Raw genomic sequence first — 22,409 nt, 5'->3', positions numbered from 1 at the left:
GGAAAACATGCGTCTGAAACACGTCTTGATCCCCGCAGCACTGGTGTCGCTTGTCGCGGCGTCGGCCTTTTCCGAGGAAGCCGATCGCTACCGGTTGGAGAAATCGGCCAATGGCTATGTCCGCATGGATACGCAAACCGGCGCCATGTCGCTCTGCGAGGAACGCTCCGGCCAACTCGTCTGCAAGACGGCGGCCGACGAACGTGCCGCCCTACAAGATGAGGTCGACCGGCTGCAAAATTCGGTGAAGGCGCTCGACGAACGCGTCGCCAAGCTCGAAAATTCGCTTGCCGCGCGTTTCGAATCGACTTTGCCCAGCGAGGAGGATTTCAACAAGACGATGGGCTACATGGAGCGCTTCCTGCGCAGCTTCATGGACATCGTCAAGGACATGGACAAGGACGAAGACAGCGCCAAGCCCAATTCGCAAAAGACCTAGGCAATTCGCAAAAAGACCTGGGGCGGGAATAGCAAGCCGCCCACCCGAACAGCAGGCGTAGTGTTATGATCGTTCAGATCCTGCAAGGCGGAAAATCGCCAACGGGATTCGGGGAGGGATATCACCGTTGGGCTACACATTCGTCATTGCCGATGATCACCCGCTTTTTCGCGGTGCATTGAGGGAGGCTCTCGCGGGCATCGGAGACGTTGCCGCCATTCATGAGGCCGGCGATTTCGAAAGCGCCAAGGCGCTGGTCCTGGCCAATGAGGATGTCGATCTGGTGCTGCTCGATCTCTCGATGCCGGGGGCAAGCGGTCTTTCCGGCCTGATTTCGCTGCGCGGCATCCATCCGGCGGTGCCGATGATGGTGGTCTCGGCGCATGACGATCCGGTGACGATCCGGCGCGCGCTCGATCTCGGCGCCTCCGGCTTCATCTCCAAATCGGCCAGCATGGAGGAGATCCGCAATGCGGTGCAGTCGGTGCTCGCAGGTGATATCGCGGCACCCGCCGGGGTCGATCTCGGTGTCGAGCGCGATCCCGAGATTTCCGACCTGATCAAGCGGCTGCAGGCGCTGACCCCACAGCAGACGCGCGTGCTCGGCATGCTGGCTGAGGGACTGCTCAACAAGCAGATCGCCTATGAGCTCGGGGTCTCCGAAGCAACGATCAAAGCGCATGTCTCGGCTATCCTGCAGAAGCTCGGCGTCGACAGCCGCACCCAGGCGGTCATCCTTTTGTCCAAAATCGGCAGCGACCCGCTGCAGACGGCCGGCTGACTCCTATTCGGCCGCCGGCGCCAGCGGCCTGACCCTGGCCATCATCGAGCGCAGCATCGCCGGTTTCAGTGGTTTGCTGATCACCGGCACGTCGAGCCTGCCGGCAGCGGCGCGAACCTCGCTGGAGCGGTCGGCGGTGACCAGCACGGCCGACAGGTCCTCGCCATGGATCGCACGCAACTGGGCGATCAATTCGAGGCCGGTCCTGTTGTCGAGATGATAGTCGGCAAGCACGATGTCCGGCCGATGCACGCCGGACCTCTCGAGATCCTCCGCGCCGGAAAGCGTGTCGACGCTGCAGCCCCAGCCCTCGAGCAGCAGCCGCATGCCGTCGAGGATGCGGGCGTCGTTGTCGATGCAGAGCACATGGAGCCCGGCAAGCGAGGCCGCGGCACGGGCAGGCGGCTTCGCCTCGGCCTCGCGCCGCGGTGCCTGCACGGCCACCACCGGCAGCAACACGGAAAAGCGTGTGCCCTTGCCTGGGTTGGAGAAGATCCGGATTTCGAGGCGCAGGACGCGGGCGATGCGGTCGACAATGGAGAGCCCAAGGCCGAGGCCTTCCGCCTCGCGTGCGCCCTCGTCGAGCCGGGTGAATTCGCGAAACACGGTGTTCAGCTGGTCGCCGGCAATGCCGATGCCGGTGTCGATAACCTGGATCTCGGCCAGTTCGCCGCGCCGCCGCGCGCCGACCAGGATGCGGCCACGGCGCGTATACTTGATGGCGTTGGAAACCAGGTTCTGGATCAGCCGGCGCAGCAGATTGCGGTCCGTCATGACGCTGAGCGACGACGGCATGATCGAGAGTTCGAGCTTCTTTTCGGCGGCAAGCGGCCGGAAGTCGTTGCCGATCTGGCGCAGCAGTCCGTCGAGGCCGAAGCTCGTATCGTCCGGCTTCATCGCGCCGGCATCGAGGCGCGAAATGTCGAGCACCGCGCCGAGGATGGTCTCGACCGATTCCAGCGACGATTCGATGTTCATCGCCGCCTTGCCGGCAGGTCCCTTGCCGGTCTTCTCGATCAGCGACGAGCAATAGAGGCGGGCGGCGTTCAGCGGCTGCAGGATGTCGTGGCCTGCGGCAGCGAGGAAGCGGGTCTTGCCGAGATTGGCCTCCTCGGCCAGCATCTGCGCCTGCGCCAGCTCCTCGTTGACGCGGGTGAGCTCGGCGGTGCGGCTCTTCACCCGCTGTTCCAAGGATTCGTTGGCGCGCTTAAGCGCCAGATCCTGCTCGACACGTCCAGAAATGTCGGCGTAGGTGGCGACGATGCCGCCGTCCGGCATCGGATTGGAGCGCAATTCCAGGATGCGCCCGCTTGTCTTCAGCTCCATCTGCCATGGGCTGACGAAGCTGGTCAGGCGGTTGAGCATGGTGACGCGCTGGTCTGCCGGTATGTCACCGCGCTCGGCAAGGTGGCGCAGGATACGATCGAGTGAGACGCCGACCTGGCCCATCTCGTCGGGCAGGTCGAACAGCGCCCGGTACTGGCGGTTCCAGCAAATCAATCGGAAATCGCGGTCGAAGACAGTGATGCCCTGTTCCATCTGGTCGAGTGCGATCTGCAGCAGATCGCGATTGTGCTGCAGCGCCTCGGTGGCGTCGTCGAGCAGGCGGAAGGCGTCCTTGGATTCGCGGTCGTTGCGGCGCAGCAGCAGCGACAGGATCAGCCGCGCCGAGGATGAGCCGACGGCACTGGCCAGAAGCTGCTCGGAGAAGCGGATGACATCCATGCTGGCCTGTTCGTTGCCGAGCAGTGAAGTGCCGCTGCTCTTTTCGAACGACTGAAAGGACCGCTCGGTCCGTTCGACACCGAGATAGCGCGCGATCGTGTCCTTGAGGTCGTTGACGGTAATGGTGGTGCGGAAGCGGCGCAGGCTGGGCAGCGGACTCGCTTCGCGCGGCACGAAGATCGACGCCTGGATGCGTTCCAGCGGCACAGAGGCGCGCGACAGCGAGCCGAACATAAAAAAGAGCGTGTTGATCGACAGGCTCCACAGCACGCCATGGTTCAGCGGCTCGGCGACGGTGCCGAAAAGAGCCTGCGGCCGCAATGCATCGAAGCCGAACAGGCCGTGGACCAGGATGCCGGTATCGGGCGCGATGAGCGAGGGAAGCAGCAGCGTATAGCTCCAGACGACGATGCCGGCGACCATGCCAAGCGCGGCACCCCTTCCGTTGGCGCCGCGCCAGACCAGGCCGCCGATCATTGCCGGCGCGAACTGCGCGATTGCGGCGAACGACATCAGGCCGATCGAGGACAGCCGCGCGCTGTTGGTGCTCTCGCGGTAGTAGAGAAAGGCGATGAACAGCATGATGAAGATCGCCGCCCGCCGTACATTGAGGATGAGCGTCGACCAGTCCTCGTTCTCGGAGGTCGTGGTCCGCAGCAATCGCCTCACGAACAGCGGAATGACCAGGTCGTTGGAGATCATGATCGACAGCGCGACGCTTTCGACGATCACCATTGCGGTCGCCGCCGACAGCCCGCCGATGAAGGCGGCCATGGCCAGCACGTCGTGGCCGCTGAACAGCGGCAGCGACAGCACGTAAAGGTCGCTGCTGGTCCTGGGGCCGACCAGTTCCAGGCCGGCCAGCGCGATCGGCAGCACGAACAGGTTGATTGCCACCAGATAGAGCGGAAACACCCATGTCGCGGTGCGCAGCTCGGCCTCGCTGCGGTTCTCGACGATGGTGACATAGAACTGGCGCGGCAGCATCAGGATGGCAAAGCCGCTCAGGCATGTCAGCACCAGCCAGGTGGCGAGCGAGGTGTTGTAGCCCATCGCCTGGCGCACCTGCGTGTTTTCGGCGAGCCGGTCGAACATGTCGCCTGGCCCACCGAAGATCAGGAACATGACCATCAGGCCGATTGCCAGGAAGGCGGCGAGCTTGACCACGGTTTCGACTGCGACCGCCAGCACCAGCCCGTCCTGGTGCTCGGTGGCATCGGCGTGGCGCGTGCCGAACAGCACCGCAAACAGCGCCAGCAGCATGGCAACGACCAGCGAGATGTCGCTGACGAACGGATCGAACGACGGCGGCGAGCCGGTATAGTGCTCGACCATCAGGCTGACCGAGCCCGAGATCGCCTTCAATTGCAGCGCCATATAGGGCACCGCGCCGATGGTCGCGATCAGCGTGGCGATCGCCGCGACAGCAAAACTCTTGCCGTAGCGGGCGCCGAGAAAGTCGGCGATCGAGGTGATCTTCTCGGTTTTGGCCAGCCTGACGATGCGCTGCAGCAGCGGAAAACCGAACACAAACACCAGCACCGGTCCGATATAGATGCCGAGGAACTCGAGGCCGCGCTCGGAGGACAGGCCGACCGAGCCGAAGAAGGTCCAGGAGGTGCAGTAGATGGCGAGACTGAGCGCATAGATGAAGGGCCGGGCGCGGCCAGGCCCGGATGAAGTCGAGCGCCGGTCGCCCAGGCTGGCGATGACGAACAGCAACGTCACGTAGGCGATCGCGATGATGACGATGAACCAGCCCTGCACGGCTCGAACTTCCTCCCTGCGCCGGCTTTTTCATCCGGCCTTGCAGACGCAATCACAGCTTGGCGACCGAGTCCATCGCGGCTTTCGGCGCATTATGGCCGCGGCTTCGCACAATCAAGGCCGGGGAAACACGTCTTTGCGCCTGTCGCAACCGCAGGTTTTTGCTATTCTGCCGGCCGGTCGATGCCGAGGCGTGGACGGCAGCACGGCCGGTCAGGACAAGGAGGGTCGAATGCTGAAAGAATTTCAGGAATTCATTTCAAGGGGCAATGTGATGGACCTGGCCGTCGCCGTCATCATTGGCGCTGCCTTCGGCAAGATCGTCACCTCGCTGGTCGACGACATCATCATGCCGGTCATCGGGGCGATTTTGGGCGGATTGGACTTCAACAACTATTTTCTGCCCTTGTCCTCGGCCGTTAACGCCACATCGCTGGCTGAGGCAAAGAAACAGGGCGCGGTCTTCGCCTATGGCAGCTTCATCACCGTGGCGCTGAATTTTCTCATTCTCGCCTTCATCATCTTCCTGATGGTCAAGGCGGTGAACAATCTGCGCCAGCGGCTGGAGCGCGAGAAACCGGCCGCCCCGGTTGCCCCGCCACCGGCCGACGTCGCGCTGCTCACCGAAATTCGCGATCTCCTCGCCAGAAAATAGCGCCTGCGGCAACTTTCTGGACCAAAACCCCGGTCGCCTGCGGCCGGGGTTTTCTGTTTTCGTCCGCCCTGAAACACGCTAGCAGTCGAGCAAACGAAAACGGACCCATCCATGACCCTGATCGATACTCTGCGCGCCGAAGCGCGGGCGGCGCCTGAAAGCGGCATTGTCGCCGTCATGAACCGTGGCCGCGGCCGCGACGGCATGATCCCGCTCTGGGCCGGCGAGGGCGACCTGCCGACGCCTGCCTTCATCACTGATGCCGCCGCCAAGGCACTCGCCGGCGGTGAAACCTTCTACACCTGGCAGCGGGGCATTCCCGAACTCAGGCAGGCACTCGCCCGCTACTACACCAGGCATTTCGGCAAGACTTTCGCCAACGAGGAATTCATCGTCACCGGCTCCGGCATGCATGCCATCCAGATGGCCATCGACGCGGTGGCCGGCAAGGGCGACGAACTCGTCTACCTGTCGCCGGCATGGCCGAACTTCGCCGCCGCCGCCGGCGTCGCCGGCGCCGTGCCGGTCGCGGTCACGCTCGACCAGTCGGGCAATGGCTGGTCCTGCGATGTCGACAAGATCGCAGCCGCGATCACGCCGCGGACCAAGGCGCTGTTCGTCAACACGCCGTCCAACCCGACCGGCTGGACCGCCGACAAGGAGACGCTGCAGGCGATCCTCGACCTTGCCCGCGAAAGGGGCCTGTGGATCATCGCCGACGAGATCTATTCGCTGTTTCATTACGGCGATAGTCGCGCGCCGTCCTTCATCGACATCATGGCCGATGAGGATCGCATCCTGTTCGTCAATTCCTTTTCCAAGAACTGGGCGATGACCGGCTGGCGCATCGGCTGGATCAAGATCCATCCCGCCTTGCAGCAGGTGTTCGAGAACCTGGTCCAGTATTCGACGTCCGGCGTTGCGCAGTTCATGCAGCGCGGCGCCGTCGTTGCCCTCGATGAGGGCGACGCCTTCATCGTCGAGCAGGTGGAGCGGGCGAGGGCGGCGCGCGACCTGGTGTGCGGCATTCTCGCCGAAACCGGCAGGGCGCGGTTCACCGTGCCGCAGGGCGCATTCTATCTGTTCTTCGCGGTCGACGGCATCACCGATTCCCGCGCCGCGGCCTTCGACATGGTCGACCGCGCCAATGTCGGCCTGGCTCCCGGCACCGCCTTCGGCCCCGGCGGCGAATCCTTTCTCAGGCTATGCTTCCACCGCCGTCTCGACCAGCTCGAGGAAGCCGCGCACCGGCTGGCGAAATGGATGAAGAATATGTGAGCTGCCTCGAAGCCCCGAGTTCAAACTCGCTCCGGCGAGTCAGCTGGCGTGGGTTTCGAGAACCGGAGCGCAGCGGACATTTGGGTCCGTGAGCACCGGAAGCGCAGAAAGCCGCGTCAGATGGCCGCCGGAGTAGAGTTTCAAACGGGCTTCAGCCGCCCGACTTCGGCACCAGCAACGGAATGACGCGGTCGCTCTTGGCGACCGACGGTCGGCCCGCCGAACCGTAAGGAATCCCCAACGCATCCCATGTCTCGACCAGCGCGTCCTGCAGGGACGCAATCAACGCGTCCGAATGGAACGGTGTCGGCGTGATGCGCAGCCGCTCGGTGCCGCGCGGCACTGTCGGGTAGTTGATCGGCTGGATGTAGATGCCGTGCACACCGAGCAGGCGGTCGCTGGCCATCTTGCAGAGCTCGGGATCGCCGACCAGAAGGGGCACGATGTGGGTAGGCGACTCCATCACCGGCAGGCCGGCCGCGGCCAGCACTTGCTTGGTCCGCGTCGCCTGACGCAGCTGCGCATCGCGCTCGGCCTGCGAGCGCTTGAGATGGCGGATCGAGGTGGTTGCCGCGGCAGCGATCGCCGGCGGCAACGCCGTGGTGAAGATGAAGCCCGGCGCATAGGAGCGCACCGCGTCGATCACGGCGCCGGTGCCGGCGATGTAGCCACCAAGCGTGCCGAACGCCTTGGCCAGCGTGCCCTCGATGATGTCGATGCGGTCGGCCAGCCCTTCGCGCTCGGTGATGCCGCCGCCGCGCGGCCCGTACATGCCGACGGCGTGGACCTCGTCGATGTAGGTCATGGCGTTGTAGCGCTCGGCGAGGTCGACGATCTGCTTGATCGGCGCGATGTCGCCGTCCATCGAATAGACGCTCTCGAAGACAATCAGCTTGGCGCGCTCGCGGCCGGCCGTCTGCAGCAGGCTTTCGAGATGCGCGACGTCGTTATGGCGGAAGATCTTCTTCTCGGCGCCCGAGCGCCGCACGCCCTCGATCATCGAAGCGTGGTTGAGCTCGTCCGAGATGATCAGGCAATTGGGAAGCAGCTTTGCAATGGTCGAGATCGACGCCTCGTTGGAAACGAAGCCGGAGGTGAAAACCAGTGCGGCTTCCTTGTCGTGCAGGTCGGCCAGCTCCAGTTCGAGCTCGACCAGCGGGTTGCTGGTGCCGGAAATGTTGCGGGTGCCGCCGGCCCCCGACCCCATCTTGCCTGCCGCCTTCTGGAACGCGGCAATGACGTCGGGATGCTGGCCCATGCCGAGATAGTCGTTGGAGCACCAGACGGTGATTTCCTCGGCGCGGCCATTGGCGCGCCAGATGGCGCGCGGGAATTTCCCGACGATACGCTCAAGGTCGGCGAAGACGCGGTAGCGACGCTCCGCATGGAGCTGGTCGATCGCTTCCTCGAAAAACCGCTGGTAATTCATGTCGCCTTCCCAGTTTTGCGCGGGATCATAGTCATTGGCCCATTCATCGTCCACCTGGCCTTTTTGGTCAAAATGCCACGCCCCGAGCCTGTTCCTAACGACCACGGAACGTGGCCTATTCCCTTGATGTGGATCAATCTTGTTTCAGGACAATGCCACGCGCCGATGAGACTGGTTACCGCAGGTTTTAATGGCCTGGCGGCAGATTTTCCAGTACGGCGACGATTGAGACAGTTCCGATAAATCATGAATAGCGAGGATGCGGATGACGGTTTTGGTGACAGGCGGTGCCGGCTATATCGGTAGCCATATGGTCTGGGAATTGCTGGACACGGGCGACAGCGTCGTCGTCCTCGACCGGCTTTCTACCGGCTTTGAATGGGCGGTGGCCCCGGAAGCAAAGCTCGTCGTCGGCGACGTCGCCGACAGGGAACTGGTCGCCTCGATCATTCGCGACAATAAGGTCGACGCGATTATCCATTTCGCCGGCTCGATCGTGGTCCCCGAATCGGTCGCTGACCCGCTTGCCTATTACGAGAACAATACCTGCAAGACGCGCACCTTGATCGAGACCGCGGTGCGCGAAGGCGTGCCCAATTTTATCTTTTCCTCGACCGCCGCCGTCTATGGCGGCGCCGGCCTGGAGCCGGTGCGCGAGGATGCCCGGCTTGCGCCGGAATCGCCCTATGGCCTGTCCAAGCTGATGAGCGAATGGATGCTGCGCGACGCGGCGATTGCCCATGGGTTGCGCTATACGGCGCTGCGCTATTTCAACGTCGCCGGCGCCGATCCGAAGGGCCGCACCGGCCAATCGACGCCCGGTGCCACGCATCTGATCAAGGTCGCTTGCGAGACGGCGCTCGGCAAGCGCCCCTTCATGCAGGTGTTCGGCACCGACTATCCGACACCGGACGGTACCTGCATGCGCGACTACATCCACGTCAGCGACCTGGCGGCGGCGCATCGGCTGGCGCTTCAGCGGCTGCGTGCCGGCGGATCGAGCCTGGTCGCCAATTGTGGTTACAGCCACGGCTATTCGGTGCTCGAGGTCATCGACAGCGTCCGCCGCGTCTTCGGCCATGATTTCGACGTGCGGATGGGCGATCGCCGCGCCGGCGACGCCGCCGCGGTCGTCGCCAATTCGGAGCTGGCGCGCGGCGAGCTCGGCTGGACCCCGCAGCGCGACAACCTCGACCAGATAGTTGCCGATGCGCTTGCCTGGGAGCGCATCCTGACCAGCAAGAATTCGGCTCTGGGGTGAAGTGGGCTCTCCGCAAAGGTTGGTTCAGCGCGCTGGGGGCGGAATGAAAATCCTGGTGCTTGGGGCCGGCGTCGTCGGTACGGCGGCGGCCTATTATCTGGCCAGCGACGGCCATGAGGTGACGGTGATCGAGCGCCATCCGGCGGCAGCACGCGGCACCAGCCGGTCGAATGCCGGCCTGGTGTCGCCCGGAGACGCCACCGCCTGGGCCTCGCCCGCCGCGCTGAAGACGTTCCTGCGCGGCCTCTACAACCACGATCTCGGCATCAAGGTGCGGCTGCGCTTCGATCCGTATTTTTTCGCCTGGAGCCTGCGCTTCCTGCGCCAATGCACGCATAAGCGCATGCGCGCCAACACCGACGTCAAGCTGCGTCTGGCGCTCTATTCGCGCGACTGCATCAACGCCGTCTCCGCCGAAACCGGCATCCACTACGACGAGCGCAAGAAAGGCATTCTCTATTTCTTCCGCTCGCAGCAGAGCTTCGATACCGGCACCGACAATTATCGCTATCTCGGCGAACACGGCCTGCCGATCGAGATCGTCGGCCGCGAACGGCTGGTCGAGCTCGAGCCCGGCCTTGCCGGCGCCAAGGACAAGATAGCCGGCGGCGTCTATTCGCCGATCGACCAGACCGGCGACTCCAGCCAATTCACGCAGCGCCTCGCTGCCTATGCCGCCGAGAAACTCGGCGTCCAATTCCTCTACGGCACCACTGTCGAAGGCCTCGACATCGACGGTGGCCGAGTGCGCGCGGTGATGACCTCGGCCGGCCCGATAATCGGCGACGCGGTGGTCATTTCCATGGGGCCGGAGAGCGGTCTGCTCGGCCGCCGCTACGGCATCGACCTGCCCGTCTATCCCGTGAAGGGCTATACCGTGACTGTTCCACTGGAAGATGGAAGCAAGGGGCCGATCATGGGCGGCGCCGACGAGGACCGGCTGATCGGCTATTCCAGGCTGGGAAATCGGCTGCGGATGACCTCGACGGCGGAGTTCACCGGGTTCGACCGCACGTTCAAGCCACGTGATTTCAACTCGATCCTGAACACCGGCAAGGACCTGTTCCCCGGCGCTTTCGACGAGAGCAAGGCTGAGCTCTGGGCTGGACTTCGCCCGATGATGCCGAACTCCGTGCCGGTCATCGGCCGGGCGCGGTACGACAATCTCTACCTCGACACCGGCCACGGCCATCTCGGCTGGACCATGGCCTGCGGTTCGGGAAAATTCCTTGCTGACGTGGTCGCCGGCCGCAAGCCGGAGATCGATCCGCAAGGATTGCTCTACAGGAACTAGGCATCTCCGGACATCAGGGCGCCATGAGCTCGGCGGTCAGGCTCGTTCGTCGACCGCCGAACGCCAGGAGCGCACGTAACTGGTCCAGAGTGGATCGGCCGACGGTTCGGTCCTTTCGCCTCTGCCTTGCGGTGTCCCCTGGTCCGACGCCAGCAAGGCGGCGCCGATGCTGGTGCCTGTCGCAGCCTCGGAGGCAATGACGGCGCGCGCCGCCGCCGCAGCCAGCATGCGGGTGAACAGCCGGTTGCGGGCGAAGGGTCCTTCGACGATGGTGGGACCGTCCGCGCCGATCAGGTCGAGGCAGGTCGCGGTCATCAGCGCCAGGTAGAACGAGATGGCGACAAAGCGCTGGCCGACGCTCATACCGTCCGCGTTAAGCCATGATGCGGTATGATGCGGAAACGGCCCCGAACCCTGTTGGGTCGAGGGCAATAGGGACGTCTTGCGCGCTAGCACCGTGGCAACATCGTCTTCCGTCCAGTTCTCCGATTGGCCCTCGGTCAGCACGGAAAACTCGCGGCCACCCATGAAGCGCGCCGAGGGCACGGGATCGCCGAGCGCGTTGACATTGACCAGCGTATCGCGTGCCGGGTCGAGCGCGATCTTGTTGCCGCCGACTGCCATCGACACCACCCAGGTGCCGGTCGAGACCACGGAGAAAGGCGGTCTGTCGGACAGGAGATGCGGCAGCAGCGAGGCGTTGGAATCGTGCAGGCCGCAAAACACCGGCGTTTGCGGGTCGAGGCCGGTTTGCCGCGCGAGAGCGGGCAGGATCGGGCCCAAGCGGTCCTTGGCCTGCCGCACCGGCGCCATTAGCCGGCGCCATTGCAGCCGGTCGACCAGCGACGAAAAATCCGCTTTCCACGGGTTCCACAGATCGGTGTGGCAGCCGAGCGAAGTCACCTCGCTGGCGGCGACGCCGGTCAGGCGCAAGGCCCAGTATTGCGGATACATCAGGATCGCGGCGGTTCTGGCGAAATCCGCCGGAAAGCGCTTCTGCTGCCAGAACAGCTGCGCGCCGAGATTGAGGCCGGCCGGCAGGCGCGGCGTGCCGGTCTCGGAGAACGCCGGACGGATCGTGTCATAGTCCCCGGCAAGGGCATCCGGCCCGTCGAATTCGTAGTCGAGCACCGGCAGCGCCAGTTCGCCTGATGCGTCGACCAGCACGCCCGTAGCGCCATGGGTGGTGATCGATATCGCATCGATGCGCTGCTCGCGATCGATCTCGGCCAGGCTGCCAAGGATAAACGCCCATAACCGCTCGACGTCATGGTGCGGGTACGGGCCTTGCCGAACCGGCTCGTTCACCATCCTGCGCAGCGCGACTTCGCTTGCCGCGGCAAGATCGACCAGCGCCACCTTGGCGTTGGTCTTGCCGATATCGATGACGGCGACGTGGCGGGTCATTCCATATGGAACATTGTTTCCAGCGGCACCGCCACCGGCTCGTTGTTCGGCTTGGTCTCCATGATGTCCGCCATCTCGGCCCACCAACGCTGCATCACCGGATGCTTCGGCAATTCGTCCATGCCATGGTCGTCACGGCGCCACAGCACGCCGAACAAGGTGTTGGTCTCTTCGTCGAGATGGATCGAGTAATCGGAGATACCGGCCTGCTTGAGCAGCGCGACCAGCGACGGCCAGATGTCGTCGTGGCGCCTCTTGTATTCCGCCTTCATGCCCGGATTGAGCTTCATCTTGAACGCGTATTTCTCCGGCATCAGGCAAAGCGCTCCCGCCGTACTCGCCGCCACAGGATCGGCAGCGCGATGACGATGATCAGCAGCAGGCCGATGAAGATCGACATAACGATCCCCGGCACGTTGAGCAGGCCGAGGCCGAAGGTCACCAGTCCCATGATGAAGGCGGCCAGCACCACACCCAGAATGCTGCCGGCGCCGCCCAGGATGCTGACGCCGCCGAGCACCACCATGGTGATGACTTCCAGCTCGTAGCCCTGTGCGATGGACGGCCGGGTCGAGCCGAGCCGCGATGTGATCAGCACCGAGGCGATGCCCGCCATCAGGCCGGTCAGGCAAAACAGGATGAATTTGATACGGCCGACGCGTACGCCGGAAAACTGCGCCGCGACCGGGTTGTTGCCGATGGCAAAGACCCGGCGGCCGAAGCTCGTCCGGTGCAGAAGGAACCAGTAGACGACTGCCACGATCAGGAAAAGCGTCAGTTCGAACGACACCACCCACCAGACATAGCCCTGGCCGAAGAAGGCGAAGCTCGCGGGATAGCCCTTGTAGGCCTGGTCGCCCAGGATGATGAAGGCAATGCCGCGAAACAGGCTCATCGTGCCGATGGTGACGACGATCGACGGCAAGCCGAGCCTGGTGACGAGCAGTCCGTTGAAGGCGCCGCAGCCGAGCCCGACGACGAGGCCGATTGCCACCAGTTCAGGCATGCCGGCGCCGGCCTGCACCGCCATGCCCATCATTGTTGACGCCAGCGCGATGATGGCGGCCACCGACAGGTCGATTTCGCCGGAGATGATCAGCAGCGCCATGGCCAGCGCGATCAGCGCCTTTTCCGTGAAGTTGAAGGTCAGGTCCGACAGCGACCACGCGTCGAGGAAATAGGGCGAGGCAAAGCTGTTGACGGCAAAGATGGCAACCGCCACGACGACCAGCAGCGCCTCCCATGAGAAGATCGCCGACGTCAGCGGCTTGTCGAGCCGGTCGGGAATATGGCGTGGGGCAGGGGTGTCGGTCATGCCGCTTCCGCCTTCTTGAGGATGATGCGGCCTTGCCGGCGTTCGCCGCGCGCGTTGAGCACCACGGCCAGGATGATGGCGCTGCCTGAAATCGCCATCTGCCAGAAGGGTGAGATGTTGATCACCGGCAGCGCGTTGGAGATGATGCCGAGGAACAGCGCGCCGAGCACCGCGCCGCCGACCGAGCCGATGCCGCCGGCGATCGAGATGCCGCCGATGACGCAGGCGGCGATGATGTTGAGCTCATAGCCGTTGGCGACCTCGACCGAGGCGATGACGTAGCGCGAAATCCATAGATAGCCGCAGAGGCCGCCGATCATCCCCGAAATGCAGAAGACGATGAATTTCGTCCGGCCGACATCGATGCCGGCATAGACCGATGCGGTCGGGTTGACGCCGATGGCATAGATCGAGCGGCCGAGCGCGGTGCGCGTCATCACCAGGAAAAACAGCGCAATAACCAGCAGGGCGATCCACGACAGTACCGGAATGCCGAGGAAAGCCGCGCGCTGCAACCCGATGAAATCAGCGCTCATCTGGTCGGCGTTGACCCAGGCGCCGCCTGAAATGACGAACGTGGCGCCGCGGTAGATGGTGAGGGTGCCGAGCGTTACCACGATCGAGGGAATGTTCAGCCGCCATACCAGCAGGCCGTTGATGGCGCCGAGCACCAGGCCGACCAGCAGTGCGATGACGATCAGCAGCGGGATCGGGATCGCCGGATGCGCGGCGTTCAGCATTGCCACCACCATGCCGGTGAAGCAGAGATTTGAAGCCATCGACAGGTCGATCGAGCGGGTCAGGATGACGACCATTTGGCCGAGCGCCAGGATCATCAGGATCGACGTGTCGTTGAACACCTGGCGCAGGTTGGCCGGATCGGCAAAACCTGGAAACCGCGTGGAGATCAGCCCGATCAGCACGACGATTGCCGCCAGCAGCCAGACCTCGCGATGTTTGAGAAGAGCCTTCATGCCGCGATCCCCGCTGCCGTCCTGACCAAAGTTTCGGCGTCGAGCCCTTTATTGTCGTAGACCGCGGCAATGCGGCCCTCGCGCATAACCACGACGCGGTCCGACATGCCGAGAATTTCCGGCAATTCGGACGACACCATGATCACCGACAGGCCTTGCTCGACGAGCTCGGCCATGAAGCCGTGCACGGCCGCCTTCGAGCCGATGTCGATGCCCTTGGTCGGCTCGTCCAGGATGATCACCTTGGGCGCGGTCGCCAGCCATTTGGCGATGACGATCTTCTGCTGGTTGCCGCCCGACAGCGTGCCGACGTCCTGGCTGAGCGAGGAGGCGCGCAGATCGAGCCGCTCGGTGTAGGAGCGGGCCAGCGCGAACTCTTCGGCCAGCCGCAATATGCCGGATTTGGATGTCCGTTTGAGCGAGGGCAGCGAGACATTCTGGAAGATCGGCAGGCCGATCACCACGCCTTGCTTGCCGCGCTCCTCCGGCACATAGACGATGCCGGCGTCGATCGAATCCGCCGCCGATTTCGGCGCGATTGCCTTACCCTCCAGCGTGATCGTGCCGCCGCTGGTGCGGGTGATGCCTGATATCGCCTGCATCACCTCGCTGCGCCCGGCGCCGACAAGGCCGTAGAAGCCGAGGATTTCGCCCCTGTGCAGCTCGAAGCCTATGTCGTCGAACTCGGTCGGGTGCGACAGGCCGGAGACGGCCAGCACCGGCGCGCCGATCTCGGCCTTGCGCTGCGGAAAGATGTGATCGACCGAGCGGCCGACCATCATGCGTACGATCTGGCTCTGGCCGGCGTCCTTGATCAGGCCTTCGCCGACCATCTCGCCGTCGCGGAACACGGTATAGCGGTCGGCGATGCGGTAGATCTCATCGAATTTGTGGCTGATGAACAGGATCGCCTTGCCGTCGCTCTTGAGGAATTCGATCAGCAGGAAAAGCTCTTCGATCTCCTTCATCGAAAGCGCTGCCGTCGGCTCGTCCATGATGACGATCCGCGCGTCGATGGACATGGCGCGGGCAACCGCGACTAGGTGCTTGTTGGCAATGCCGAGATCCTTCAGCCTGGCGTCGGCGTCGATATGGCCGGCGCCCATCGTGTCGAGCACCTCGCGGGCATTCTTGCGCATGGTACGCCAGTCGATGGTTTTGAAACGCGTGCGCGGCGCATGGCCGAGGAAGATGTTTTCGGCCACCGTCAGGTCGTCGAACAGCACGGTTTCCTGGTGGATGGCGGTGATGCCATGCCCGAACGCGGCGTGGGCGCTGGGCAGTGTGACCGGCTGGCCGTCGATGCTGATCGTGCCAGCATCCGGCTGGTAGATGCCGGTCATGATCTTGACCAGCGTCGACTTGCCGGCGCCGTTTTCGCCGATCAGCGCGGTTACCTGGCCGGGATAGAGCGACAGGCCGACATTGTGCAGCGCCCGCACGCCGGGAAAGCTTTTCGAGATGCCGGACAGCGTCAGGCGCGGTCCGGATGACAAAGGCGCTTCATTTGCCACTTCGTGCTGGGCTGTCGTGTCCATGATCGTATCAAGCCCTGTAGCAAGGTTCGTTTGAAAGCGCGGCGGAACCTGAGCCCCGCCGCACCCTTTCGAAGGTCCCCGGATCAATAGATCTTGGAGAACTTTTCGATGTTCGACTTGTCGAACTGGAAGGGCGGAGCCATCGCAGCCGAGTTGGTGTCGTCGAGCGTGACCTTGCCGACGCGGCCGATCGACAGCGTAGCACCGGGCTTGGCCTCTTCCTTCTTCACCGCCAGGTCGTGGGCGAGGTAGACGGCGGAGTAGCCGAGATCGATCGGGTTCCACAGCGCAACCGCCTGGCTGGCGCCATTGTCGATGAACTTTTTGAACTCCGACGGCAGCGCCAGGCCGGTGACGTTGACCTTGCCGATCAGGCCTTCATCGGTCACCACCTGCGCCGCGGCAACGACGCCGACCGTGGTCGGTGCGATGATCGCCTTGAGGTTCGGATAGGACTTCAGCAGGCCCTTGGCTTCGTCCGTGCTCTTGGCCGAGTCGTCATCGCCATAGACGGTGGCGACGAGCTTGATCTTGGGGAACTTCTCCGGCAGCACCTTCTTGGCCGCGTCGATCCAGGCATTCTGGTTGGTCGCGGTCGAAGAAGCCGACAGGATGGCGACATCGCCGCCTTCCGGCAGGTAGTCGGCGGCCAGCTTGATGATGGTCTCACCGATCAGGTTGGTATCGGAGGGGTTGAGGTGAAGCTGGCGTCCTTCCGGCGCGACGCCTGAATCCCACGAGATGACGGTAATGCCGCGCTGCATCGCCTTCTTCAGCACTGGCACCAGCGCGTCGGCGTCGTTCGCCGAAATGGCGATGGCATTGACCTTCTGGGCGATCAGCGAATTGACCACTTCGATCTGCGCTTCGGCGGTCGCCTTGGTCGGGCCGGTGTAGATGATATCGACATCGCCGAGCTCCTTGGCCGCCTCTTCGGCGCCCTTGTTGGCGGCGTCGAAGAAGCCGTTGCCGAGCGACTTCACCACCAGCGCGATCTTGACGTTTTCGGCATAGGCGGCATTCACGAACATGGCGGCGGAGAACGCCGCCGTAACCATCAGTTTCTTCAGAAAGCTCATCGAATATCCTCCCTTGAGCGTTGCATTCCATCGCCGCTGCGGGCGCGAGTGGTTCTCAGGCCTGCAGCGAAGATTCTTCCTTGTTGGTTGCCGTTGTGCGGGCGATGATCAGCGTCACGCCGGCGGTCTCCAGCATCTTGGCTTCGCGATCCTCGATGGCGTCGTCGGTGATCACCGTGGCGATGCGCGACAGGCCGCACAGGATCAGGCTCGAGCGTTTGCGGAACTTCGAGGAATCGACCAGCACCACCAATTCGTCTGCCTGGTCGATCAGTTTCTGCTCGGCCTGGATCAGCAGCGGGTCGCCTTCCATAAGACCGAGCGGCCCCAGCCCTTGCGCGCCCATGAACATGCGGCGCGCGTAGAAATTGCGCGTCACGTCATTGTCGAACGGCGACAGGATGATGTTCTGCTCGCGGTAGATGGTGCCGCCCGACAGCATCACCGTGTTCTTTGAGTGCCTGAGCAAGTGCTCCGCGATCGGGAAGGAATTGGTGAAGATCGGCATGCGGCGGCCGGTCAGGAAATGCACCATCTGGAAGGTGGTGGTGCCGCCATTGATGATGATCGGCTCGCCGTCCTTGCACAGTTCGACGGCTTCCCGCGCGATTGCCCGCTTCTGCGAAGCGTTGATGGTCTCGTTGACGGAAAAGGGCCGGCCGGCAAGGCCGATGAACTGCGGCGGCGAAAGCGCCTCGGCGCCGCCGCGCACCCGGCGCAGCCGTTTTTGCACATGCAATGCCGCGATGTCGCGCCGGATCGTCGCCTCCGACGACTCCGTCAGGTCGACCATCTCCTGCACCGTCACCACAGGCTTTTCCTGGACGGCGGACAGAATGATCCTGTGGCGCTCTTTCTCGTGCATGGTTCCTCCCTGCCGGAGCATCTAGTCACCCAAAGCGCGCAGTGTCAATCATTTCCGATCAGATAATTTCATTGTGCAATGCAATATGACTGATATTGATCGTTTGTGATTGACAAGGCCGCCGCTTGCGTAGAAATTCGTACAAAAGGGACGCGCGCCGTTTGCGTGTCCCAAAGGGAGGATACCTATGCTCGACAAGCGCTCCGGCACGCGCCTCGCCAATCGTTGGGATGACGCAAAAGCGCAAGCAATGAGCGAGCCCGAACGTCTGGTCTATCGCTCGAATGTTCTTGGCTCCGACAAGCGCGTCACCAATTATGGCGGCGGGAACACCTCCTCCAAGATCTGGCAAAACGATCCGCTCACCGGCGAGAGCGTGGAAGTGCTGTGGGTCAAGGGCTCGGGCGGCGACAGCGCCTCGATCAAGCTCGACGGCTTCGCCACGCTCTACATGGACAAATTGCGGGCGCTGAAAGGTCTCTATCGCGGCCTCGAACATGAAGACGAGATGGTCGGCTATCTGCCCCATTGCACCTTCAACCTCAACCCGCGCGCGGCTTCCATCGACACGCCGCTGCATGCCTTCGTGCCGAAGCCTTATGTCGACCATATGCATCCCGATGCCATCATCGCCATTGCCGCCGCCAAGGATTCGCAGGCGCTGACCAAGGAGATCTTCGGCGACACGATCGGCTGGCTGCCATGGAAACGTCCGGGCTTCGAGCTCGGCCTGTGGCTGGAGAAATTCTGCCGCGAAAACCCCGAAGCCAAGGGTGTCGTACTGGCCAGTCATGGCCTGTTCAGCTGGGGCGACACGCCGAAGGAATGCTACGAGACGACGATCTCGGTGATCAACCAGGCGATCGACTGGTTCGAGCGCAAGAGCCAGGGCAAGCCGATTTTCGGCGGCGAAGTCGTCAAATCCCTCGATGCGCCTGCGCGTCGCGCTGTGGCCGCAAAACTGATGCCGAGGATCCGTGGCCTGATCTCGGAGAACAGCCACAAGCTCGGCCATTTCGACGATTCCCCTGCCGTGCTCGAATTCGTCAATTCCAGGGATTTGCGGCCGCTGGCGGCACTCGGCACGTCCTGCCCGGACCACTTCCTGCGCACCAAGATCCGGCCGCTGGTCATCGAGTTCGACCCCCAAAATCCCGACGTCGATGCCGTCATCGCCCGCCTTGCCGATGATGTGGCGGAGTATCGCGTCGGCTATCAGGCTTATTATGACCGCTGCAAGCACGCGGATTCGCCACCGGTGCGCGATCCGAACGCCGTCGTCTATCTGATGCCCGGCGTTGGCATGTTCACCTTCGCCGGTGACAAGGCGACGGCGCGCATATCGGGCGAATTCTACGTCAACGCCATCAACGTCATGCGCGGTGCCTCGACGGTCTCGACCTATGTCGGCCTGCCCGACCAGGAAGCCTTCGACATCGAATACTGGCTGCTCGAAGAGGCAAAGCTGCAGCGCCTGCCGAAACCAAAGGCTCTTGCCGGCCAGATTGCGCTGGTCACCGGCGGCGCCGGCGGCATCGGCCGGGCCACCGCCAGCCGGCTGCTGCGCGAGGGCGCGTGCGTCGTGCTGGCCGACATCGACGAAGCAGCCCTTGCCAGCGCCAATGACGAGCTTGCCAAGGCCTATGGCAAGGATTTCGTGCGGCCGGTAGTCATCAACGTCACGTCCGAGGATCTGGTGATCTCCGGCTTTGCCGAAACGGCAGTCGAATTCGGCGGCATCGATATTCTGGTCTCCAATGCCGGCCTGGCCTCCTCGGCGCCGATCGAGGACACCACGCTGACGCTGTGGAACAAGAACATGGACATCCTGTCGACCGGCTATTTCCTGGTTTCGCGGGAGGCGTTCCGGCTGTTTCGGGCGCAGAAGATCGGCGGCAACGTCGTCTTCGTCGCCTCCAAGAATGGGCTTGCCGCATCGCCAAACGCCGCCGCCTATTGCACTGCCAAGGCCGCCGAAATCCATCTGGCACGCTGCCTGGCGCTGGAAGGCGCGGAAGCGCAGATCAGGGTCAATGTCGTCAACCCCGACGCCGTGCTGCGCGGCTCGAAGATCTGGACCGGCGAATGGAAGGAACAGCGCGCCGCCGCCTACAAGATGTCGACCGACGATCTCGAGGAGCACTACCGCTCGCGTTCGATGCTGAAGCGGTCGGTGTTCCCCGAAGACATCGCCGAGGCGATCTATTTCTTCGCCTCCGATATGTCGGCCAAATCGACCGGCAACATCATCAACGTCGACGCCGGCAACGCACAGAGCTTTACGCGATAAGCAGTCGTTTGAGGGTTGGCGCCGACGCCGGAGCTTTACCCTTCTCCCCGTTACCATACGGGGAGAAGGTGCCGGCAGGCGGATGAGGGGCAGCGCCAACCGAACGCATTTGGGAGGAAACTTTAGTGTCCGAAACCATCATCTCCGCCGATGTTGTCGAGAAAGATAATGCCGCGCGCAACGCCAATCTCAAGCGCGACTACGAGTCCCTCGGCGAGCGCCTCGACCGCCGCGGCATCGCCATCGATGCCATCCGCGACAAGGTCGAGAAATTCGCCGTCGCCATCCCGTCCTGGGGCGTCGGCACCGGCGGCACCCGCTTTGCCCGCTTTCCCGGCGCCGGAGAGCCGCGTGACATTTTCGACAAGATCGAGGACTGCGCCGTCATCCGGCAATTGACGCAGGCGACGCCGACCGTCTCGCTGCATATTCCCTGGGACAAGGCCGATCCGAACCGGCTGAAGCAGGCGGCATCCCGCTTCGGCCTCGGCTTCGACGCCATCAACTCCAACACCTTCTCCGACGCCAGGGACCAAAAACTTTCCTATAAATTCGGCTCGCTGTCGCATGCCGATGCAGCGACACGCCGGCAGGCGGTCGAGCACAACCTCGAATGCATCGAGATCGGCAGGACGCTGGGCTCCAAAGCGCTGACGGTATGGATCGGTGACGGCTCGAACTTTCCCGGCCAGGTCAATTTCGCCAAGGCATTCGAGCGCTATCTCGACGCGATGAAGGAGATCTATGCCGGACTGCCGGACGGCTGGAAACTGTTCACCGAGCACAAGATGTACGAGCCGGCCTTCTATTCGACCGTCGTGCAGGATTGGGGCACCAACTACATCATCGCCAACGAGCTTGGCGACAAGGCGTTCTGTCTGGTCGACCTTGGCCATCACGCCCCCAACGTCAACATCGAGATGATCGTGTCGCGACTGATCCAGTTCAAGAAACTTGGCGGCTTCCATTTCAACGATTCGAAATATGGCGACGACGATCTCGACGCCGGCTCGATCGATCCCTACCGGCTGTTCCTCGTCTTCAATGAACTGGTCGATGCCGAGCTTGCCGGTGCCGAAGGTTTCGATCCGGCCCACATGCTCGACCAGAGCCATAACGTCACCGATCCGATAGAAAGCCTGATGTTGTCGGCGGTCGAGGTGCAGCGCGCCTATGCCCAGGCGCTGCTGGTCGACCGCAAGGCGCTCGAAGGCTTCCAGGACGCCAATGACGCGCTGATGGCGACGCAGACGCTGAAGACAGCCTATCGCACCGACGTCGAGCCTATCCTTGCCATGGCGCGGCTGAAGACCGGCGGCGCCATCGATCCGGTCGCCGCCTACCGCGCCGCGGGCTACCGGGCGAAGGTCGCAGCCGAACGGCCGGCGGTGGCGAGCGTCGGCGGTGGGATTGTTTGATATTGGCTGAAAAACGAAAACCCGCCTAAGGCGGGTCGTCGGTGCGAATCAATCGCGATTGTTGCGTTTATAAGCCCAGGCTTGGGCGGATCGCATTCCAGTCTTCCCAAGCATTCTCAAGCCTGATGTCATCATAGCCGCGCTTCTTCGCCACCTGCGCGGCGACGTCGTATGGCATCGCCATGCATGCGGCGCTGTCCCTGATCGCCACGACTTCGTCCTCAGTCAAAGGCGAGCCCTTTTGCTGTTCGCGATTGAGCAGAACCGCCACAAGCGATGGGATCGCTACCAAAACCAACTGCTCGTCGGTCACGTCAAATTCTCTGTCGGCTTGTACTTCACCAGCTTCTTGAGCCGCTCGCCCAAGGGCTTCTCGTCGTCGCGTTCAGGCCCGCGGGCTACGTCCTTGAAGTTGTGGATCTGGGATTGCTTCGGATCAGCCATGCTTGCGCCTGTACCATGCTCAGTGGCTGCGGCCTATCCTTGCCATGGCGCGGCTGAAGACCGGCGGCGCCATCGATCCGGTCGCCGCCTACCGCGCCGCGGGCTACCGGGCGAAGGTCGCAGCCGAACGGCCGGCGGTGGCGAGCGTCGGCGGCGGGATTGTTTGATATTGGCTGAAAATGAAAACCCGCCACGAAGGGCGGGTCGTTGGAGCCAATTAGCACCATATCCAAATTAATAGCATAGCTGCCGGCACAAAGCAAGAACAAAGTTGCTGTATAACTGAAAAATTCTGAGAGCCGCGATGAAGCGTGGCCTTGCTACCAACGCTGCGGCGCTCAGCAGTTACGGCATGATGGGGTGGACGGCGCCCGACGGCATCGGATGTGCCAGAATGAGTTCGTTGAGATCTCAAACAAGGGAGCCGTCCGTGGAACACCTTATCCGTAT

At 63.1% G+C, this 22,409-nt stretch carries 19 protein-coding genes and 1 pseudogene; 9 read left to right on the top strand and 11 right to left on the bottom strand.

Going from position 1 to position 22,409, the window contains the following annotated elements; translation table 11 throughout:
• Window positions 1–7 precede the first annotated feature (7 nt).
• Complete coding sequence (locus NKI08_RS30340; protein ID WP_352448652.1) at window positions 8–439, top strand: hypothetical protein; 432 nt, start codon at window positions 8–10, stop codon at window positions 437–439.
• Between the two features lie 118 nt (window positions 440–557).
• Complete coding sequence (locus tag NKI08_RS30335; protein WP_473556440.1) at window positions 558–1,220, top strand: response regulator; 663 nt, start codon at window positions 558–560, stop codon at window positions 1,218–1,220.
• A gap of 3 nt (window positions 1,221–1,223) precedes the next feature.
• On the opposite strand, the gene NKI08_RS30330 is transcribed toward NKI08_RS30335, so the two are convergent.
• Entirely contained in the window at window positions 1,224–4,712 is a 3,489-nt protein-coding gene (locus tag NKI08_RS30330; protein ID WP_352774681.1) for a PAS domain-containing hybrid sensor histidine kinase/response regulator, read from the bottom strand.
• A 232-nt stretch (window positions 4,713–4,944) separates the two neighbouring features.
• On the opposite strand from NKI08_RS30330, the gene mscL reads away from it, so the two are divergent.
• A complete protein-coding gene (mscL, locus tag NKI08_RS30325; protein WP_352488570.1) occupies window positions 4,945–5,367 on the top strand; it encodes a large conductance mechanosensitive channel protein MscL in 423 nt (140 codons plus the stop codon).
• Between the two features lie 111 nt (window positions 5,368–5,478).
• Complete coding sequence (locus tag NKI08_RS30320; RefSeq protein ID WP_352488243.1) at window positions 5,479–6,645, top strand: pyridoxal phosphate-dependent aminotransferase; 1,167 nt, start codon at window positions 5,479–5,481, stop codon at window positions 6,643–6,645.
• 151 nt (window positions 6,646–6,796) lie between these two features.
• Here the strand turns inward: NKI08_RS30320 and hemA are convergent, their stop codons facing one another.
• Window positions 6,797–8,074 (bottom strand): 5-aminolevulinate synthase, encoded by a 1,278-nt coding sequence (hemA, locus tag NKI08_RS30315; RefSeq protein ID WP_352774678.1) that lies wholly within the window; start codon window positions 8,072–8,074, stop codon window positions 6,797–6,799.
• Between the two features lie 265 nt (window positions 8,075–8,339).
• Here hemA and galE point away from each other — a divergent pair, with 265 nt between their 5' ends.
• Together galE and NKI08_RS30305 are read left to right on the top strand one after the other, a co-directional pair.
• Complete coding sequence (galE, locus tag NKI08_RS30310; protein WP_352516604.1) at window positions 8,340–9,335, top strand: UDP-glucose 4-epimerase GalE; 996 nt, start codon at window positions 8,340–8,342, stop codon at window positions 9,333–9,335.
• Between the two features lie 43 nt (window positions 9,336–9,378).
• Window positions 9,379–10,629 carry a D-amino acid dehydrogenase gene (locus NKI08_RS30305; RefSeq protein WP_352774676.1) on the top strand — a complete coding sequence of 417 codons (1,251 nt, stop codon included), beginning with the start codon at window positions 9,379–9,381 and terminating at the stop codon, window positions 10,627–10,629.
• Window positions 10,630–10,665: 36 nt separating this feature from the next.
• On the opposite strand, the gene NKI08_RS30300 is transcribed toward NKI08_RS30305, so the two are convergent.
• The 7 genes from NKI08_RS30300 to NKI08_RS30270 all read right to left on the bottom strand — a co-directional run bounded on the left by NKI08_RS30300 (window position 10,666) and on the right by NKI08_RS30270 (window position 17,807).
• Window positions 10,666–12,036: an FGGY-family carbohydrate kinase gene (locus NKI08_RS30300; RefSeq protein WP_352448659.1), complete on the bottom strand. Its 1,371-nt coding sequence runs from the start codon at window positions 12,034–12,036 to the stop codon at window positions 10,666–10,668.
• A complete protein-coding gene (rhaM, locus tag NKI08_RS30295; RefSeq protein WP_352448660.1) occupies window positions 12,033–12,350 on the bottom strand; it encodes an L-rhamnose mutarotase in 318 nt (105 codons plus the stop codon). The genes NKI08_RS30300 and rhaM overlap by 4 nt, the downstream gene beginning before the upstream one ends.
• Complete coding sequence (locus tag NKI08_RS30290) at window positions 12,350–13,351, bottom strand: ABC transporter permease (RefSeq protein ID WP_352774674.1); 1,002 nt, start codon at window positions 13,349–13,351, stop codon at window positions 12,350–12,352. The genes rhaM and NKI08_RS30290 overlap by 1 nt, the downstream gene beginning before the upstream one ends.
• A complete protein-coding gene (locus tag NKI08_RS30285) occupies window positions 13,348–14,325 on the bottom strand; it encodes an ABC transporter permease (protein ID WP_352448662.1) in 978 nt (325 codons plus the stop codon). Before NKI08_RS30285 ends, NKI08_RS30290 begins: the two co-directional genes overlap by 4 nt.
• The gene (locus tag NKI08_RS30280) at window positions 14,322–15,863 is read right to left on the bottom strand and encodes a sugar ABC transporter ATP-binding protein (RefSeq protein WP_352774672.1); all 1,542 of its coding nucleotides are present in this window, start codon (window positions 15,861–15,863) and stop codon (window positions 14,322–14,324) included. The genes NKI08_RS30285 and NKI08_RS30280 overlap by 4 nt, the downstream gene beginning before the upstream one ends.
• An 83-nt stretch (window positions 15,864–15,946) precedes the next feature.
• Window positions 15,947–16,942, bottom strand: a complete 996-nt coding sequence (gene rhaS, locus NKI08_RS30275; protein WP_352448664.1) for a rhamnose ABC transporter substrate-binding protein — start codon at window positions 16,940–16,942, stop codon at window positions 15,947–15,949.
• Window positions 16,943–16,997: 55 nt separating this feature from the next.
• Window positions 16,998–17,807, bottom strand: a complete 810-nt coding sequence (locus NKI08_RS30270; protein WP_352488252.1) for a DeoR/GlpR family DNA-binding transcription regulator — start codon at window positions 17,805–17,807, stop codon at window positions 16,998–17,000.
• Window positions 17,808–17,994: 187 nt separating this feature from the next.
• On the opposite strand from NKI08_RS30270, the gene NKI08_RS30265 reads away from it, so the two are divergent.
• Both NKI08_RS30265 and rhaI read left to right on the top strand, forming a co-directional pair.
• Window positions 17,995–20,097, top strand: coding sequence for a bifunctional rhamnulose-1-phosphate aldolase/short-chain dehydrogenase (locus tag NKI08_RS30265; protein ID WP_352774669.1), 2,103 nt, complete (start codon window positions 17,995–17,997; stop codon window positions 20,095–20,097).
• Window positions 20,098–20,222: 125 nt separating this feature from the next.
• The gene (gene rhaI / locus NKI08_RS30260) at window positions 20,223–21,515 is read left to right on the top strand and encodes an L-rhamnose catabolism isomerase (RefSeq protein WP_352470137.1); all 1,293 of its coding nucleotides are present in this window, start codon (window positions 20,223–20,225) and stop codon (window positions 21,513–21,515) included.
• 67 nt (window positions 21,516–21,582) lie between these two features.
• Here rhaI and NKI08_RS30255 read toward each other — a convergent pair whose 3' ends face one another.
• Together NKI08_RS30255 and NKI08_RS30250 are read right to left on the bottom strand one after the other, a co-directional pair.
• Window positions 21,583–21,828, bottom strand: a complete 246-nt coding sequence (locus NKI08_RS30255) for a hypothetical protein (RefSeq protein ID WP_352501723.1) — start codon at window positions 21,826–21,828, stop codon at window positions 21,583–21,585.
• Complete coding sequence (locus tag NKI08_RS30250) at window positions 21,825–21,959, bottom strand: hypothetical protein (protein WP_352470139.1); 135 nt, start codon at window positions 21,957–21,959, stop codon at window positions 21,825–21,827. The genes NKI08_RS30255 and NKI08_RS30250 overlap by 4 nt, the downstream gene beginning before the upstream one ends.
• Window positions 21,960–21,985: 26 nt before the next feature.
• Between NKI08_RS30250 and NKI08_RS30245 the strand changes: the two are divergent.
• Window positions 21,986–22,126 (top strand): annotated as a pseudogene (locus tag NKI08_RS30245) (sugar isomerase); the annotation flags it as partial.
• Window positions 22,127–22,409 lie beyond the last annotated feature (283 nt).

It is taken from the genome of Mesorhizobium sp. M0768, from assembly GCF_040320195.1.
In the GTDB taxonomy this organism is placed as follows: Bacteria; Pseudomonadota; Alphaproteobacteria; order Rhizobiales; family Rhizobiaceae; genus Mesorhizobium.
Note: the sequence above shows the minus strand (reverse complement) of the source record. Positions and strands in the feature narration are given on the sequence as shown.